This is a genomic window from Flavobacterium davisii, from assembly GCF_019565505.1.
In the GTDB taxonomy this organism is placed as follows: Bacteria; Bacteroidota; Bacteroidia; order Flavobacteriales; family Flavobacteriaceae; genus Flavobacterium; species Flavobacterium davisii.
Genome location: NZ_CP067378.1, coordinates 1,494,141 through 1,511,649, shown reverse-complemented (window position 1 = coordinate 1,511,649; position 17,509 = coordinate 1,494,141). Strand labels below are relative to the sequence as shown.

The following is a 17,509-nucleotide window of genomic DNA, read 5'->3' as shown; positions in this document are numbered from 1 at the left end:
GCCATGATTTTTGATCCGGGGAGATGCTACAGGAAATACTGTCGTAGCAGGAGGTGTTAGTGGTGGATTATGGAGAAATAATAACATTGCTAGTTCTACTTCATCATGGACAAAAATTGATACTTTTCCTGAACATGTAAACGTTCAAAACATAGCGATAGATCCTAACAACTCCAATGTTTGGTATGTAGGTACAGGAGAGTCGTATGTTTTTGGAGATGTAAATGGAAATGGAATTTGGAAAACAACGGATAGAGGCGTTACATGGACCAGAGTTTATGGAGGTGGAGCGGTATCATCAACCGTGAAGAATTTACAAAATCTAGAAATTGTTGCGCCTTCTGCTGCTGCTACAATAAGAACATATTCTACTGGTTCTGCTACATGGCCAGGTGGAGCTATAAAAAATGTGTTTACAGCACCAATCGTTTTAATGGATGATGGAGTAGCTCCTACAGATGATGCGTGTAGTGCAACCACTCAGAATTACGCAGGTAAAATAGTTCTAATAAGAAGAGGAACTTGTTCTTTTGAATCAAAGGCAGTAATAGCTCAAAATGCTGGTGCAGTTGGAGTTATTATAATGAATAATGCTGCTGGAGGTGCTGTTTTTAATATGTCAGAAGATGCAGCTATTGTAGGAACAATTCCTAGTATTATGATTTCTAAAGAAGATGGCGATTTGCTTATTGCTAACTTAGCAAATTTAACAGGTACTATAAAACCTTCTGGACCTCTTGAGTTTTCTGGTTTAGAAGTTTCGGGTGTTCAGTTTGTAAATGATCTAGTTATCAAAAATAATGGAGGGACTTCTGAAATTTATGCTGCTATGGGAGACGGACAATATTCAGAATCTCGAAATGGTACCTTATTTAACGCATCTAATTTTGGTTTATATAAATCTACCAATGGAGGTAGTACTTGGACTAAATTAAATTTACCTACTTCAGTAGCGGGACATCCAACATGTCCTAATGATATTGAATTAGGGGCAGATGGTGATATTTGGGTTTCTTCTACTGATAGTTGGACTTATGGCGATGGTGGCGGTCGAGTATTTCAATCAACAGATAATGGAAATACTTTTAATTTACGTCATACAATTGTCGCTGAAGGAGGAGGAAAGCGTGTGGAAATTGAAGCATCTAATACCACTCCAGATAAAATTTATGTATTATCACAATTAAAAGATGATCCTAATACGGCAACACAAGTAGAGATACAATTGGCTCTAACAACGAATGGGTTTAACACGTCTCCTACAATTCTCTCATTACCTGCTGGAAATGAATCACGTGAGACTACTTATGGATTTACAGGACAACAGGCTTTTTATGATATGATGATTGAGTCAGATCCTGTAGATGATAAGATCTTATATGTAGGCGGTATAGATCTTTATAGAACAGCTAATGCTACGGGACCTGCTGTAACATGGAGTACTATTTCTAATTGGACTACCAATGTTCATTCTGATCAGCATGCTATGGTGTTTAAACCCGGTAATAGCAACGTAGCTCTTTTTGGAAATGATGGAGGAGTATATTACACAAGTAATGCTGCTAGTACCACAACTCCTGCTACAGCTAGAAATACAGGTTTTAACGTTACTCAATTTGTAGGAGTGGCCGTAATGCCAAATGGTATTACAGGTGTAGCTGGCGATTTTTTTGTAGCAGGTGCTCAAGATAATGGCTCTCAATATTATTCGGGATCTTCTACTGCAGCTAATTCTACTTTAGGAGCTGCTGCTGGAGTTAATAATACTTTTAGAGTCCAAGGTGGTGATGGGGGAAAACCATTATTTGATCAAGGATCTGATAAATATTACATTACAAACTATGTATATAATGATAGCATGATCCTTAGAAATGTAGGAAGTACTACAACTAAAACTTTAAATGATAGTACTTCTGGTGCAGGTTTATTTTACCCTGCTATGACTCTAGATTCTACAAATGATATTTTATATGCTGATTTTACTTTAAATGGAACTTATCAAGTAAGAAGATATTCTAATATCAAAGGAAACACACAAGTATCTCGAACTAATTTATCAAATGCTTTATTAACGGGTTATGCAACCGCATTAGCTACCGGAAAAGGAACACCTACTACCTTATATATAGGTACTATGAATGGTAAATTACTAAAAGTTACTGGAGCCAATGGATCTGCTCCTGTATGGTCTAACATAAGTGCTCCGAACTTTGTTGGGAGTGTGTCCGATATAGAATTTGGAGTTAATGATAATCAAATCTTCTTAACAATGCACAACTATGGTGTAAACAATATTTGGTACACGTCAAATGGAGGTACTAATTGGTATCAGTTAGATGGTAATTTACCAGATTTACCTGTAAAAGCTATTTTGCAAAATCCTCTTAATACAGCTGAAGTTATGATTGGAACTGACTTAGGGGTTTGGTATGTTAGCAATTTTAATAGTGCGGCAACTAGTGATCAAGCATTAAATTGGAAGCAAGCTTATAACGGCATGAGAAATGTAAAAGTTACAGATTTAGATCTTCAAGCAAATTCACCAACAGCTCCTAATGCTTATAAAGTATATGCTGCTACTTATGGGAGAGGTGTTTTTTCAGGAAGTTTAACCGCCGCTTTGGGAGCAAAAACAGCTGAATTATTAGTAGAAAAAATAAATACAATTAAAGTTTATCCTACGGTTTCAGAAGGAAATGTAAAATTAACTTCTTCTAATAATTATGGTAAAACAAAAATTGAAGTGTTTGATATTACCGGTAAACGAATTTTAGAAAATTCGATTATAGTTGATGGTAATACAAATGAGTTGGATTTATCAAGTTTAACTCCCGGGAATTATATATTAAAGATGTCGGGTGACCATTTTGAAGAAACCGAAAAGATTGTAATTCAATAAAAAGAACTAAAAATTCGTCTAAATAAATTGAATTAAAATTTTAGCTAAATTTATAACTGATTTTGATAGAAATGAGCCCAATATTCGGGCTCATTTTTTTATCCCAAATTTTGGCTGAAATGTAAAAAGGCTTCCATTTGGAAGTCCTTTGAGACAATCAATGATCAAATACCATATTGTCTCATATAGAATAATTTTAGCAAAGATATTGCATTTCCTCGCATTTTAATAAAAAGAAAATTTATGAAGGTCTTGAAAAAATGCAAATTGTAAATTCCAATGTGACAGGAATTGATGTCGGAACCAGTAAAGATATAACGCATTGTATTTTAATAAGTTATGAAATTTATTTTTTCTAATGCCGAATCTGGGTTTATACTAACATTTGCAAAAAACCTAATCTGCTCTTTGAACAATACTTCATTCTTATTTACAAAACCATTTTTTAAATGATCTATAATAGTTAATTCTTTTGTAAGCGGATTTACAATAACATTATGCTCAAAACCAATTTCGCCTGTTACGACTATTTCACCTGTAACTTTTAAACCTGCTGCGTTAAGGTATTTTTTGATTTTGGAGTTATTAGGCGCGTTTTAATACACTTTAAACTCTGTTTCGCCCTCTGGAATGTAGAAATAACGATTACAAAATAATGGGCGCATACCTCCATCGTGATTTACTCTAGCCCATAATGCCGTATTACCTCTATATCTATAATCCTCTGTATTTTGCATTAAAGCCACTAGTTTACCATCTGAAAAAAAAACTAGTCTGTAATCCTTGATAGGTTGCATTTGAAAAGTATCATTCTTATATGCACTTAGCAATGTTTCCCACATATTTTTAATAGATTTTTCGTCTTGATATTTTGTAATAAATTGGTCTTTTAAATTTTCATAGGATAATTTGGCAATATTATCATACTCTTTATCTTGATAGATATTCCATACTTTTTGGTAAGCACTTAATAATTTAGCCTCAAGTTCTTTTTTATCCATTTTTCGCAAATCCTTTCCTTTTTCAAAGGCAGGATGTATTTCATAAGGCACTTTTACCTCTATCTCAAAACTACCTTCATAATAGGTTTTACCAGCTCCTACAAATTTTTCTTGACTATACTTCTCGCTGATTTTGACTTTGTCCATTGGAGTTTTATAATGATTATATTTAATGTCTGATGCATTTTCATTTTTTAAATCATAAGAGGCAAGAGTAATATCTAAATAAGATTCGTCTATTAATGTGTTATAAATATCATTATCAACTTTTCCAACTGGATACATTTTAAATTTAACAATTGCTTTTCCTGACTTAAAAATTTTTGGATTAATTACAAAAGCAGAACTGGAAGAAAAATATTTAAATTCTTTTCCAACTGGTATATCATTAACAAAAATTTCAAAAAAACTATAATTTGATTTATAATCTAATGTATAGATTTTTTCTGATGGGTAATGTTTTATGTTTTTAATGATTTCAGTTACTAGTGTATTTTCGTTAATTTCAGTATTTTGCATAGCCTGTTCTTTTTTACAATTTATTCCCAAACTAATTAAAGTCATTATTAAAATTATTTTTTTCATACTTATTTATTTTAATGGTTATTAAAGAGTTGTATAGTCATTAAGTCCAGTTCAAATGGTTCTAAAAGTGTAAAAGGAGTTGGTTTTCCATTATTAGTCTCACCATCGATTTCTCCAAAAATATCACTTTCCATTCCATAATTTCCATAATAAACACCTTTCATTCCTGAAAAAAACAATGTTTGTTTAAAAAATACACCTTTAGGTTTATAATTCGGATTACTTACATCAAAATCAACTCCATAAGAAATTTTTAATCCTAAAGTTCCATTAATTTCAATCTTTAAATTTGCTTCTATTTTATTTTGAAGATTAAAAACTTTAAATTCATTTTTATATTTCCCTGTAATCTTTGCATCAAATTTAATCTGCTCTTTGAACAATACTTCATTCTTATTTACAAAACCATTTTTTAAATGATCTATAATAGTTAATTCTTTTGTAAGCGGATTTACAATAACATTATGCTCAAAACCAATTTCGCCTGTTACGACTATTTCACCTGTAACTTTTAAACCTGCTGCGTTAAGGTATTTTTTGATTTTGGAGTTATTAGGCGCGTTTTAATACACTTTAAACTCTGTTTCGCCCTCTGGAATGTAGAAATAACGATTTAAAAATAACGGTCTAGTACCAATACCATCTTTTACTTTAGCCCATAATGCTGTATTACCTCTGTAGTTATTATCTTTAGTAGTGAGCATCAAAGCAACTAGTTTACCATCTGCAAAAAAATCTAGTTTGTAATCCTTAATAGGTTGCATTTGAAAAGTATCACTTTTATATGATGTTAATAATGTATTCCAATAAAATTCAACATCTTCTTTAGATGCGTATTTACTTACTAATTCGTCTTTCATACTATCAAACGAAATTCTAGCAATATTATCATATTCTTTATTTTGAAATATATTCCATACTTTTTGGTAGGTACTCAATAATTTAGTTTCAAGCTCTTTTTTATCCATTTTTCGCAAATCCTTAGCTTTTTCAAATGCTGGATGAATCTCGTAGGGTACTTGTACATCTACATCAAAACTACCTTCATAATACGTTTTACCAGCACCTACAAATTTTTCCTCGCTGTATTTTTCGCTAATTTGTACTTTATTCATTGGGGTTTTGTAATGAGAATAAATTACGTCTGATGCTCTTTCATTCTTTAAATCATAAGATGCTAATTTAATTTCTAAATAACTATTATCTCTCAATACATTGTAAATATCATTATACACTTTTCCAACTGGATACATTTTGTATTTTACTTTATATTTTCCGCTCTTATATATCAATGGATTAATTTCAAAAGCAGAACTAGAAGAAAAATCATCAAAATCATTATCAAGAGGATAGTCATTAATAAAAACTTCAAAAAAACTATAACTTGACGTATAATCTAATGTATAGATTTTTTCCTCATCGTAATGTTTTATAGTTTTACATATTTCATTTACAATATTGTTTGCATTTACTTCTGAATATACCATTTTTGTTTCTTTTTTTACACAACTTACATTTGTTGATAATAATATTGAAATTAAAATTACTTTTTTCATTATTATTCTTTTTTGTTATGATTAAACATTTGAATTGTTATTAAATCGAGTTCAAAAGGTTCTAAAAGCGTAAAAGGTGTCGGGTTACCATTATTTGTTTGATATTCGTATTTACCATATTTACTATTTTGAGCTTTAAATTGCCCTTTATATGTTCCTTTCAAACCTGAAAAATATAATTTTTGATTTAAAAAAAGGCCTTGTTCATTTTCATATCCATATTTAATTTTTAACCCTATGGCCCCTTTCATATCAACTTCTAAATTACCCTCTATTTTATTTTGAAGATTAAAAACTTTAAATTCATTTTTATATTTCCCTGTAATCTTTGCATCAAATTTAATCTGCTCTTTGAACAATACTCCATTCTTATTTACAAAACCATTTTTTAAATGATCTATAATAGTTAATTCTTTTGTAAGCGGATTTACAATAACATTATGCTCAAAACCAATTTCGCCTGTTACGACTATTTCGCCTGTAACTTTTAAACCTGCTGCGTTAAGGTATTTTTTGATTTTGGAGTTATTAGGCGCGTTTTGCTTTAATTGTTCTTGTACTTGTGGATCGTTAGGCGTTTTGGCGTTGGCTATATCGATTCCTTTGTCCATCAAATCGAGCAAATCAAATTCTTTTTTTATCTCAACGGCTACTATTGGGTCTGCTTTTACATTGACTTCATAGAACATTGCCATATTGCGGTTGGCTAATTGTTTGTAGTACATCCCTGCATTTATGGCAATACTTGGCGGGATAATTTCTATATCTACACCGCCTTTCCGTTCTGCTATTTTTTCAAGGGCTTTTATTTTGCGTAAAACCTTTTGAATTTTCTCTGCTTTTCCTGTTAGGTTTCTACCTCTAGTTAAGTAAGTGATAATGATTTCTATAACTATCGTAAGTAATACCATGGCATATATAGCATAAGCAGCGGCATACCTAGTATATTTTGTTTGAGTAATTAAATTTACTTCTGTGCCTTTTAATACTAATACTTCGCCCGCTTTTTCTATATCACGGTCGTGTATAACGTGTGCACCATATTTGTATATTTCTGCTTCTTTCTCTATGTAATTAAATAATAAGTCTTGCGCAAATCTTGTGGGTAAGTATTTTAGTATTTTACCCATTAAAGAATTTCTAAATTCGTCTAAAACTGTTTTTATACCCTGCTCTAATTCTAGTTTTTTATCGTGAAAAAAGTAATCGCCTTTTTCTTTAAAATTATATTGCAAGTTCGCTATCCAAACCAAGTCAGGGTAGATAAGCATTTGTAAACTAGGGTAGGTTTTATCGGCAAAATAAGCGCAGGTGTGAAAGTTGATATAATATGAATAATTTAGGGTAGCACCGGGGTTAAGTACTGTATTAGGTATGATAAATAAGTAGCAGTAAAATGTGGAGGTACAGAACTTTTTATACTCATATTTACCCGGCTACCTTTTACTAGAACTTTTTCTTCATTAACTTGTATTTGTATCTCTTTTTGATGGGGATCGTGATTACGCATACATTTTACCGTGTCATGGTCTATTAGAGTTAGCGTTATGTTTTTGGGTTTTAATGCGCTCCCTGCTAGGGTTTGATAAACTATCGCATTGCTATCGTATTCGTTATAATTAAATTCTATAATGGTACGACGATTTTTAGCGTGTTGGATTTCGGTAGTGGCTTTTATAGCGTTGCGTGCTTCGCCAAATCCGCGTGTTTTTATTCGCTCGTCTTTTAATCCTTTTTCAAGTAAATAGTTTTTTACGCTATGGGCTCTTTTTCAGATAGGGTTTGGTTGTAATCTAGGCTTCCTCTGTCGTCTGCATGACCTTCTAGGATCATATTTAAAAAGGATTATAAAGTAAAAAGTCTAGGAGTAGGTCTAGTGTTTTTCTGGCATCATTTCGTAAATGATACTCATCGTAATCAAAGTATACACTTTGAGATACTCTTTTTAGGGTGGTGCGTTGTTTTTTTAATAAGGTTTCGCCTTCTTCAAAAATATATAAAAGGGTTTCCTGCTTCTGTAAGTTGTACTTTGCTTAATTTACAGGGATGGTAATTTTTTAGATTGGTTTTATTGTTACCTACTTTTAGAGCTGTAGTATTTTTGGGAGGCTCAGGCATTTGAAAAACTTGTTGGGGTTTTATACGTAGATATCGGGCGTGTATAATATCGCCGTTATGATCTTTTATGTACCGGCCGTTTGGTAATTTTACTTTTACATAAAATTCCATTACTTCTTTAGGAAATAAATGTTTACCATACCAAATAAGGGTATTGTTTATCTCAAGATTTATTTCGCCATCTGTTACATCAACTCCTACAATGGTTCTGGTAAGCGGATCAGGTGCTAGTGTTTTATGAGCATATATTTCTATGGTCAGGTTTTTATAACCGTTTATACCTTCTGTATCTAAGTTTAGGTATACTCGTTCGCCATAAGCAAATTGTTTTTGTTGGGCTGCGGGAGTACCGTCACTACTTACAGCCCATTTACTAGCAGTTATGCGTGGTGGGCAGTATCCGCTAATGTGTAGGCCTTTATGATTTGTTTTGGAGTTGTTTCTATTGCCAGACAAACTAGCTTCAATAAAATAGGTAAATCCGCATAGTTTTTTGGGTATTTTGATACCATAAAGCATTGCACTATTGAGAACTGTTTTTTTAAAACGGTTTTTCTATTGCCTTCTTGCCATATCCAAACGACATTTCTTTGTTTTTCTTTTTCTGGGGTTGTTTCTATCCACTCTATAGAAAACCAAACGAATTCATCGGGTGCAATGACCAGTATTTGGTTGGGAATTGATTTTTCTTTAAAAATAAGGCCTTTGGCGTAATGTATTTTTTTTTATTCCTCCTATCATAATTTAGTTATTGTTAGGGGATTGGTGTGCTGTTTCTATTTCTCGGTGTAGAGCACTTTTTTTGTACATTTTTAAGGGATTTACCAAGGGATTAATTTGTTTAAGGATGTCCTTATTGGCATTTTTAAAATTTTGTGGACTGGCATTGGTGCGTTGCCCATGATCTATAATTTCAATACACGGAGTGCCAGCTATAGCGCATACGGCTTTGCTGTTTTCTAAAATTAGGTTTCCACCGTTGCTAAGAGTTACTTTTTTATAAAAGTTTTTCCATTCTGTTATAACGGGTTTACAAGGAGGGGCGGGATTACCCATTTTAGGACAGTTTCCAAAGGTGTTTTTTTCTAAGGTGGCACTGCCTATTTCTTTTGTTGTTACAATGAGTTTTTGACTACCTTTAGGATCATTGGCGTATTCTTTTTTGTGTGAAAGAACTTTTATTTTATCAGGCATTTGCCCATATTGGCACTGGCACTTGGCTCCTTGTACCACTACATGTTTTTCTGACATTGATTTGTTTTTTAGTTTGTTTAAAAAGATTTCCCCAAAAACCTTTTTTTCTTGTTGTTTGTTGTATTTTCGTCTACTAATAAGTTAGAACTTTTGTGAACATAAGGTATTTCTTTATTTGAAATATCAGATATAAGAACGGTTATTTTTTTGGTTTTGTTTAACGATATACTGCATTCTAAATAAATGGAATCGGGTACCGCCGTATTAGGATCTAAAAAAGCTTTGAGAAAAAAAGTGTCCAGAGGCTTTTTCTTCTTCTTCGTTTTGTATAAATGAGTAATGTTGTTCATTTATAAATTCATTTTTTGTGCGTGGATCATGTAGTATTCCTTCATAGGTGATATGAATAAAATTAGATTCATTTAGATAAGGATTTATGGCAGCTTGTACTTTATAAGAAGGTTCTGTGTAATTGTTTAGAATAGGGAATGTTATTTTCTTTTCTGTTTGAAATTCTTTTCCGTATTCAAAGCAATAGCCAAGGAAGAGTGTTCGTAAAAAATAATCGTCTAGCATATAGGTATTAATCCTTTCTGGATTTTCTAGAATATTTTCAATTTCCTGAAAATATTCTGCTACCATGTTCCCTTCAAAGTTTTGGAGTATGTTGTTTTTTATGATTTTCCAACGTTTGGGATAAACGGTACATTTTGCGACTTGTTCCCAATTTCCTTTTTCGTCTACCATAAGGTGCATAGGATAGAGTACCTTGGCAGTTTCGTAGGCAAGGGTATCAGCTATGTTATTTATTTCTTCTTGGTTTACAAATGGTTTTCCGACAGGATTTATTTCAAAAATGTGACAGTTTTCGAATTTTTGAACCCATTTTACAGTGGTTTCATATTTTATTTCATTTTCTTCTTCTTCTTCTTTTATTGTAATCATAATGCCATACTTACAGAAGGTATTGATAGGATTATAAAATAATCCATTGTTAGATGAAAAGTTTACATTTTTTTGTTTTTGTAGAGTATTGGAATTTATACTTGTTTGCTCTTTTTCAGTATCGTTGGGTATTATAAGTTCTTTTTGGTGTGTAATATCATGATTTAATAAGTTTTCATAAGTACAATAGTTGTTATGATGCCATTTTAAGGTTTCTACACGAATACCTAATTCTTTTGCTACTGATTCTAAAGTGTCACCTTTTTTAACGCTATATGTAGGCCAAGTAAAACGCATACGTTGATTTAAATGGTATTGAGGGTATAAGGATACACATTAGAAGAGATTTTTTTAAATTAATTAAGAAGCTATCGCATAGATAATGCCATTCTGATTCTTTCATTATATCGGTTATCTCTGTATTTTTATGTAGATATATATCTATTGTTCTGGCAAAACCTTCTTTTGTAGAACTTTCTTTTTGGTTCCTTTTTTTATTTCAATTTTTGTAATAGTATTTTTAAAATGATTTAAGGCGTATGCCTTAATATCGGCTATTGTTACTATTCGTCCGCGGGTTAATAAGGAGTTTCTATATTCTAGTATTTTATCTTTGGTAGATAATCCTTTTCTCCCTCCAACGGTAGGGGTTACTAACATTATATTTTTTTCTAGTAGCATTATACCCCCTTCTTCTAGTGACAAAACGGAGCCCATTTTTATATCGTTTGCCTCATCTCCTAGGGTTGTCCAAAAGGCTATATTACAAAAGAAACCAGATTCATCTTTAGCGGTGGCATTAACGGTTAAGTAAGGATTATTGGGTCTTTCAAAATGTTTTTCTTTGGATAGCTGATACAAAGCGGCAACATTTTGATTAATCTGTTTTAGTGTTTCTCTTGTAGCATCGTTTCCTATACTCATAAAAGAAGCTGTTTCATCTTTGATAAGTTCTAGTAGCTGTTGTAAAAGATCGGAGGCTCTTCTTTGATCAAAACGAGAAACGCCACCGTGTCTGAGTGTAATGGATCCAGATTTGCTATCATCATAATTTTTTAAATCGTAACGATATCCTTCATCATTAGAAACATGATCTAAGTCTAAGAAAAATTCATCGGAATCTATGGGAACTATGTTTAAGGCACCTGTAACTCGATGGGAGGCTTTAGAAATTTTTTTGTTTACGACAGGTAGACAGTTGAGTGTTATTGACACGTTTTCTAGCACGTCATTTCCTATTATTTCGGTTAATTCAACTCGTAGCCATATAATAGATTGTTCTTCTTCTAATTTGTGATTTGGAAAATAGTTTTGGAATAGCGCATCTGAATTGTTTTTTTCTGCTTGATTGATGGTTCCGCTTAGGGTGAAAAAAATGAGGTAGATAAAAATTATTTATCCTGTTGTTTATTTGGTCTAGATTAGAGTAATTTTTATGAACAATATTTTCAAAATTAAAAGCTTCTTCAGTGGCATTATAACCTTCGTTAAAGGTAAATTCTTGATTTCCAAAGTGTATTTTAGCTTGTCGTAAATAGTAAAAAAAGAGATCTTTTTGGTAACTGTTATTGATGTTAACGTAAAATGTTGGGTTTATAATATTTTCAGTATCGGAACATTTTAGACCAATCCATAATTCACCTTTAGGAATAAAATTATTAGAGGAGGTGCTAATAATATCATTAAAAAGAAATTATCTATTTTTTTTAAGGAATTTCCATAGGCTAAATATGCTACTTTAGCGGTAGTTAGTGTGGTTTCTATTGTGGGACCAAAAAGACTTCTTTTTGTAAAACTTCGGTTGGATTATAAATATTGGTAATTTTTTTAGTTCCTTTAAACCGATTGTATTTTGATATTTTTACATTATTTTCTGTTGGGAATAATTGTACTATAGCACTGGAAGGCGTAACACCTGATACTTCTTCAGGAAACATTAGGTCGAGTACTCTTTCAATTATTCTTGACCTAGAATCTTCTAGGTCAGTGTTTAGTTTTTCTAATTCAGAAGCACAAGCTGTGAGTAATAATCCAACAATAGGATCAAATGATGATTCTGTTTGTAATTCATTAAAGCCCCATAGTCTAGATGCTTTTCTTAAAATACGATCTTTTATGCGTTCTTGATTCATAGGATTTTGTTTTAGATTGCGGAAGAAAATTAATAGGATAAGGGACCAACAAAAAATGAACTTTGGAAAAGGAAGGCTCTATTGGTTTCAAAAACTTGTCCTTTAACACTAAAAGAGACGCATTTTTTAATTCTTTTTTTACCTATGCTACCAATATTTATATCGGATATAACAACATCAACATCTTCTAGAGAGAGTCTCTTTTCATAAGTTGAAATTGCATTTTTTAATGTGTTTGTAATCGTTTCTTTTAGGATGTTGTCCGTTTTTAAAATATCAAAATCCATTTCCCATATTTCGGTTCCATAGCTGTCATTAAATTTGCATTCGCCAAAAGAGGTAGTGGCTATTAAAAAAATGTGTTGCGCTATTGATGTATCAATACTAATGTTAATAGCATCTTGTTTTCTTATGATTGCGTCAAAATCAATCGGTATTTTAAAATATGAACCTCTAATCATGCTTATAGATAAATTAATTTTTGAATACTTCCATTTTCATTTACTTCCATTTCTTTTGGAATTTTATTTCTTTTAATTATTTTTAGTTCGACTTTAGGTGTTAGTTTGAGGAATTTTTCTCTATAAAGAATATCACCAATAAAGCTTTTACCGTCGTTATTATCTACAATGATAAAATAGGGGTTATTTTCAGGGATTGTGATTTGATTAATATTACCCGAAAATAGATATACTTTTTCTGGATTATTAAACTGATATATTAAGCTATCATGCGAAATATTTCGATATTTTGATAGGTTTAGTATTTCGATTTCATCGTTAGGTTCATACGGAATGTTTTCATATAAGGATGAGGTTTTGTCAAAATTCTTAAATCCAAAAAAAGACAAAAGCCCTTTTTTGGTGTTTTTTTTAACGAAACTAAAAATATCTCTTGTTACTTGATAAACGGTAGTTTCGTTTGTTTTATCATCACTAACAATCATCTTGTAAGTTGGAATTTCTACATTTTGGTTGTTAATGGTTAGAGAAATTTTACCTACTTCTAAATCCGAAATGGTTAAAGAAATTTTATGTGTTCGAAGTTCTGAGTCTGTTTTTGAAACTTGTCCCATTTCTCCTTTTCCTCCATAAAAAGGGGATCCTGGGTTGTCGGTCATTCCTAAGGATAAATTAAGTTGAGGTATTGGACTCATTATTTTTTTATTTTATAAGTTTTTAAGCAAATTAAATCCTTTACTATTTCTTGGTTTTGAGATTTGTTTAATAAAATTTCATAATTTTTATGAACAGTAAAAACTTTTATACTATTTAATTCTAGGCTTGTGAGTCTTTTAAAAGTTCTTCTACTTAATTGATGAATAAAAATACCATCACAATTTATGGGGAAATGATTTTCTAAGTGTATCACATCCCCATTTTTAAAGTTGAAATCGAAAATCTTTTTTTCTTCAATGCAAACACTATTATCATGTACTTTGAAATACATGAATATTTTACGTTTACGTTTTCCAAATTGTAATGTAGTAAAAATACCATTACTATTATTTACTATTAAAAGTATAGGATTGGGACTGGCAAAAAAACGGCCATCTAATTTTTGTCTAGTTTGCGTAATGTGACAACTATCTATTACTGTGTTTTTTACATTTTTTTGAGCAACACAATAAAAACTTATCATGTAAAAACATAGAAATAATTTTTTTAAAATATTCATTGTTATGCTTTTAGGTGTTTATTCTGCTTGTTGATAGATTTGTCTACAAACTTCCAAATCACGCTTCATTTTGTCGTATTCATCTTTTAGCGTTTTGTTTATAGTACTCAAACTATCCATTAATTTATGGTTAGTTGCTAATTGTTTGACTTGCTTTTTTGCGTCAATCAGATCTTTAAATGCCATAATTGTGTTATTATACATTATTTTATTTTTTAATGTATCTTTAGGTAGTTGATTATACATTTCTGCTAATAACGAAAGGGCGAGCTTTTCATTAAAGAAATCATTTTGACTCGGTGCATTTATAGAGTCTACTGTTGTTTTAACTTTTTCTAATTGAAAAGAAAATTTGTTTTGAATTTCGATTTCCTTTTTTAGTTTAAAATTTTCTGTTTTTAATAACTCATTTTCTCTGAACGGGAAATAAGTGTTAAACAGTAGTGCTGACATAAAAACAGTTACGCTTATTACAAAAAATAGTACAAAAGATACGAACGCTTTAGAACGTTCTTTTTTATTAAGTATTTCCATGGGTTAATCTGCTAAAAAACTTTTACTTCTTTTTCCATACAATAGACTGTCTCTTTCTTCTGTAACCTCCGATACGAAGATATTACCATCTCGTTTCTTGCCTATATAATCTAATCGGCTTAGAGAAGATAATAGATTTTCAAATACATCTATAAATTTGTAAACTTTGGATACACTAACGTCTATTTGATTATGATTATAATTGTTATTTATTAGTTCTAAGAAAATATTTTCGAAAGATCCTTGATTAATATTACACCAATCTGCAAAATAGTTTAATAATTCTTCTTTTCCAGCTCCAGACTTTGAGTCAAAGAGGTTTTTAAGTATTCTAGCTAAACCAATAACTGATAACAACATTTCAGATGGTGATTTATGTTTTCCTAGCCATCTTGTTTTATTAATTTCTACACCTAAATAGTCTAATATTTTATCTGTTACTAATAACATCATTAGCGCTAATTCATTGGCTTGTTTTTTTGAATTAATTTTTTGAGCAATTTGTATAGAAAAAGCTTCTATCTGTCCGTAAAAACGGCTGATTTCGTTATATAATTCTTCTAATAGTTTATGACTTCCTACATATACAGATGGAGGGATATAAGTGTTGTCTATTTTTGATTCGTATGAATTTATTAAAACTTTTCCTATTATTAAAAAGTTTCCTCCTAAGCCTGTTTCATTCATTAATCCATTTTCAGGAATAAGGCTTAATAAGTATTCGGGTTTTGTAAAAGGATATCTAGGAGGGTTTTCTTCTGGGTCAGAATCTCCAAAAGGTACTCTCTTAAAGTAATTAACGGAAATGCAAACCCATAATTTTAATGTTTCATCTCCTTTAATTTCGTAAGAAGCTTCTAAATAGGCAGCGTTTGTATTTACTGTTTCGCTTCTGTCGTCTATTTCAATTCTAGATCCATTAGGTGTTATGGCATGACATTCTTGAACTTGTACTCTTAATGATTTATGACTATCTACCATCAAATTTAATTTGATTGGATTATCAGAAGGTAATAAGCCATAAGATATTAACGATGTGTGCAACCCCACTGCATCCTTTATCGAATCATTAATAAAGTTTTGAACAGAATTAAAGTGATTTTTATTTATTTTCATTCCGTCAATCCAATTGACAGGGAAATAATTTAGTTTTTCTATCATTCTTTTAGTTTTTTTGATTTTTTTAAATGAAAAACTTTTTTGTGTTAATTCAAAAAATGCCAATCAATGCTAATAAAAATACCGCTTAAATTTTAGTTTATTATACCCAAACTATATTAAAATTTAGGCTGTATTTTATTAACTTATAATAAGCTGTCTCAAAAGTCGATAGCTTGTCATTTTAACTTTTTCTGATTTCATCCTAGTCGACGAAATGAAGACTTAAGAGTGTTAACAGATAAGGTCAATCGCACGGTGTTATAATGAGATTCCTTTGGGTTAGGAAGACAAACTAAATGGTTTTTTTACTTTTGAGACAGGCTTATTAATTCTTATTTTTGTTCATATTCAGTATCCCATTCGTTTCCATCATCTCCTTTATGTCCATCCATTTTTATAAGGAAGTTTTTTGCAGGGAAATAAGGCTTCATGTGAATGTCTAAATGAATTCTATCTTTTTGTATAGGATCTTGTTCAAATCTTTTTACTTCAAAGTTTTCAATTAGTTTTCTCGGACCACTGATTGAATCTAAGAAACGAACAATTTGTCCCATAATTTCTTTGCGAGTTACGGCTGTAAAGTTTTCAAAGGCTCTTCTATTTAAGAAATCCATTAATACTTTTGTTACGTAATCAAAAACTCTAACAACAGAATAGGTTTGTAAACCTAAATTATCGCCATTAAAAAGTGTTTTGGCAGAAAATGCCATTACTTTTCCGTACTCATTTACCATAGGAATTAATCCAAGGCTTTCTAGATTTGCAATTTCACTTTTTTTCAAGTCAAATTTTACGCCATCTACTTCATTAATTCCCCCGTATTTTTTACCTGCTGTTACTTGTGACATTAATGTTTTGTACACTTTTCCTGCTAGGGCTGCTGAAGGGGCAACGTATAAATCTTCTGTTTCTTGAATTTCTTCAAATCGACCTCTACCAACAAGCCAATTACAAGTCATTAAAACATTTGAACGGTAAACTTCTCCTCCTGTTAAATAGGCCTGATCAAACATTTCCATAACATCATCTGGTTCGTCTAAGTGTTCAAAATCTGTAACCAGCATAACTTTATTTTCATGTGCAATTTTAGCCCATTTTTCTACTACTTTATTAGAACCTAAATAGCCCGGAATTACTAAGATACCGTAATTGTTTTTTAAATCTAGGCGATCATAGTTATTTACTAATTCTGCATGAATTGTATCAATGAATCGAGTATTATCTAAATCTTTTAATTGTTCTAAATCAGAATTAATAACGGTAACATTTTTTACCTTATCCGTTTCTGTGTTTTTATAAAACAGAGCTATTGTACGGTAGTTGGTTTCTAATTCTTTGGTAACTTCTACTGCTCTTGATAAATTTTTCTTTAACAAATTTTCAGCTTCTTTTCTTTTGTCTTCGCAATTAGAAACGATATCCGTTATACTGGTTGCTTCTGAAAGGACATCAGACCAAAGTTTTAGTGTTTTCTTTAAAGATTCTCTTTCTTTTTCTTTATCCTTTTCAGTAAGAAAAATCTTTCTTCTTGCTTTTCTGTCAGGATTTAAATTTTGTGCTCCTTCAATGGTTGTTTCTAATAGATCAAAACCACCAAATTTTGCTAACTTTTCTAAGCTACTTTCTAAATTAGCTTGTCCCTTCTTTTGTTCTAAAACTGTACTGTCAACGTGTTGACTTTCTTTATTTTGTGCCATTAGTAGTTTG

At 31.2% G+C, this 17,509-nt stretch carries 16 protein-coding genes and 1 pseudogene; 1 reads left to right on the top strand and 16 read right to left on the bottom strand.

What is annotated here, in order from left to right; genetic code table 11:
• The first annotated feature begins 10 nt into the window (after positions 1-10).
• Entirely contained in the window at positions 11-2,899 is a 2,889-nt protein-coding gene (locus tag JJC05_RS18110; RefSeq protein WP_235878686.1) for a PA domain-containing protein, read from the top strand.
• Between the two features lie 596 nt (positions 2,900-3,495).
• Here JJC05_RS18110 and JJC05_RS07340 read toward each other — a convergent pair.
• The 16 genes and pseudogenes from JJC05_RS07340 to JJC05_RS07265 form a co-directional block, all read right to left on the bottom strand.
• The gene (locus JJC05_RS07340; protein WP_235878684.1) at positions 3,496-4,485 is read right to left on the bottom strand and encodes a hypothetical protein; all 990 of its coding nucleotides are present in this window, start codon (positions 4,483-4,485) and stop codon (positions 3,496-3,498) included.
• Positions 4,486-4,496: 11 nt separating this feature from the next.
• A complete protein-coding gene (locus JJC05_RS07335) occupies positions 4,497-4,868 on the bottom strand; it encodes a hypothetical protein (protein ID WP_235819722.1) in 372 nt (123 codons plus the stop codon).
• 180 nt (positions 4,869-5,048) lie between these two features.
• Complete coding sequence (locus JJC05_RS07330) at positions 5,049-6,041, bottom strand: hypothetical protein (protein WP_235878683.1); 993 nt, start codon at positions 6,039-6,041, stop codon at positions 5,049-5,051.
• Positions 6,042-6,043: 2 nt separating this feature from the next.
• Complete coding sequence (locus tag JJC05_RS07325; RefSeq protein WP_235878681.1) at positions 6,044-7,312, bottom strand: hypothetical protein; 1,269 nt, start codon at positions 7,310-7,312, stop codon at positions 6,044-6,046.
• Between the two features lie 68 nt (positions 7,313-7,380).
• Positions 7,381-7,800, bottom strand: a pseudogene (locus JJC05_RS19115) (OmpA family protein); the annotation flags it as partial.
• Positions 7,801-8,027: 227 nt separating this feature from the next.
• Positions 8,028-8,678 (bottom strand): hypothetical protein, encoded by a 651-nt coding sequence (locus tag JJC05_RS07315; RefSeq protein ID WP_235878677.1) that lies wholly within the window; start codon positions 8,676-8,678, stop codon positions 8,028-8,030.
• Between the two features lie 225 nt (positions 8,679-8,903).
• Complete coding sequence (locus JJC05_RS07310; RefSeq protein ID WP_235878675.1) at positions 8,904-9,410, bottom strand: DUF4280 domain-containing protein; 507 nt, start codon at positions 9,408-9,410, stop codon at positions 8,904-8,906.
• Positions 9,411-9,617: 207 nt separating this feature from the next.
• Positions 9,618-10,595 carry a LysM peptidoglycan-binding domain-containing protein gene (locus JJC05_RS07305; protein ID WP_235878674.1) on the bottom strand — a complete coding sequence of 326 codons (978 nt, stop codon included), beginning with the start codon at positions 10,593-10,595 and terminating at the stop codon, positions 9,618-9,620.
• Positions 10,596-10,739: 144 nt separating this feature from the next.
• Positions 10,740-11,513, bottom strand: a complete 774-nt coding sequence (locus JJC05_RS07300) for a hypothetical protein (RefSeq protein ID WP_235878672.1) — start codon at positions 11,511-11,513, stop codon at positions 10,740-10,742.
• A gap of 545 nt (positions 11,514-12,058) precedes the next feature.
• Positions 12,059-12,430 (bottom strand): type VI secretion system baseplate subunit TssF, encoded by a 372-nt coding sequence (locus tag JJC05_RS07295; protein ID WP_235878670.1) that lies wholly within the window; start codon positions 12,428-12,430, stop codon positions 12,059-12,061.
• A gap of 29 nt (positions 12,431-12,459) precedes the next feature.
• Complete coding sequence (locus JJC05_RS07290) at positions 12,460-12,891, bottom strand: GPW/gp25 family protein (protein WP_105195999.1); 432 nt, start codon at positions 12,889-12,891, stop codon at positions 12,460-12,462.
• 2 nt (positions 12,892-12,893) lie between these two features.
• A complete protein-coding gene (locus JJC05_RS07285; RefSeq protein ID WP_105196000.1) occupies positions 12,894-13,586 on the bottom strand; it encodes a hypothetical protein in 693 nt (230 codons plus the stop codon).
• Positions 13,586-14,107, bottom strand: a complete 522-nt coding sequence (locus JJC05_RS07280; RefSeq protein ID WP_123901252.1) for a hypothetical protein — start codon at positions 14,105-14,107, stop codon at positions 13,586-13,588. Before JJC05_RS07280 ends, JJC05_RS07285 begins: the two co-directional genes overlap by 1 nt.
• Before the next feature lie 18 nt (positions 14,108-14,125).
• Positions 14,126-14,641: a type VI secretion system TssO gene (tssO, locus tag JJC05_RS07275; protein ID WP_235878669.1), complete on the bottom strand. Its 516-nt coding sequence runs from the start codon at positions 14,639-14,641 to the stop codon at positions 14,126-14,128.
• A gap of 3 nt (positions 14,642-14,644) precedes the next feature.
• A complete protein-coding gene (locus JJC05_RS07270) occupies positions 14,645-15,802 on the bottom strand; it encodes a hypothetical protein (protein WP_088391499.1) in 1,158 nt (385 codons plus the stop codon).
• A 332-nt stretch (positions 15,803-16,134) separates the two neighbouring features.
• The gene (locus tag JJC05_RS07265; protein WP_235878667.1) at positions 16,135-17,499 is read right to left on the bottom strand and encodes a DUF5458 family protein; all 1,365 of its coding nucleotides are present in this window, start codon (positions 17,497-17,499) and stop codon (positions 16,135-16,137) included.
• Between the last annotated feature and the right edge of the window lie 10 nt (positions 17,500-17,509).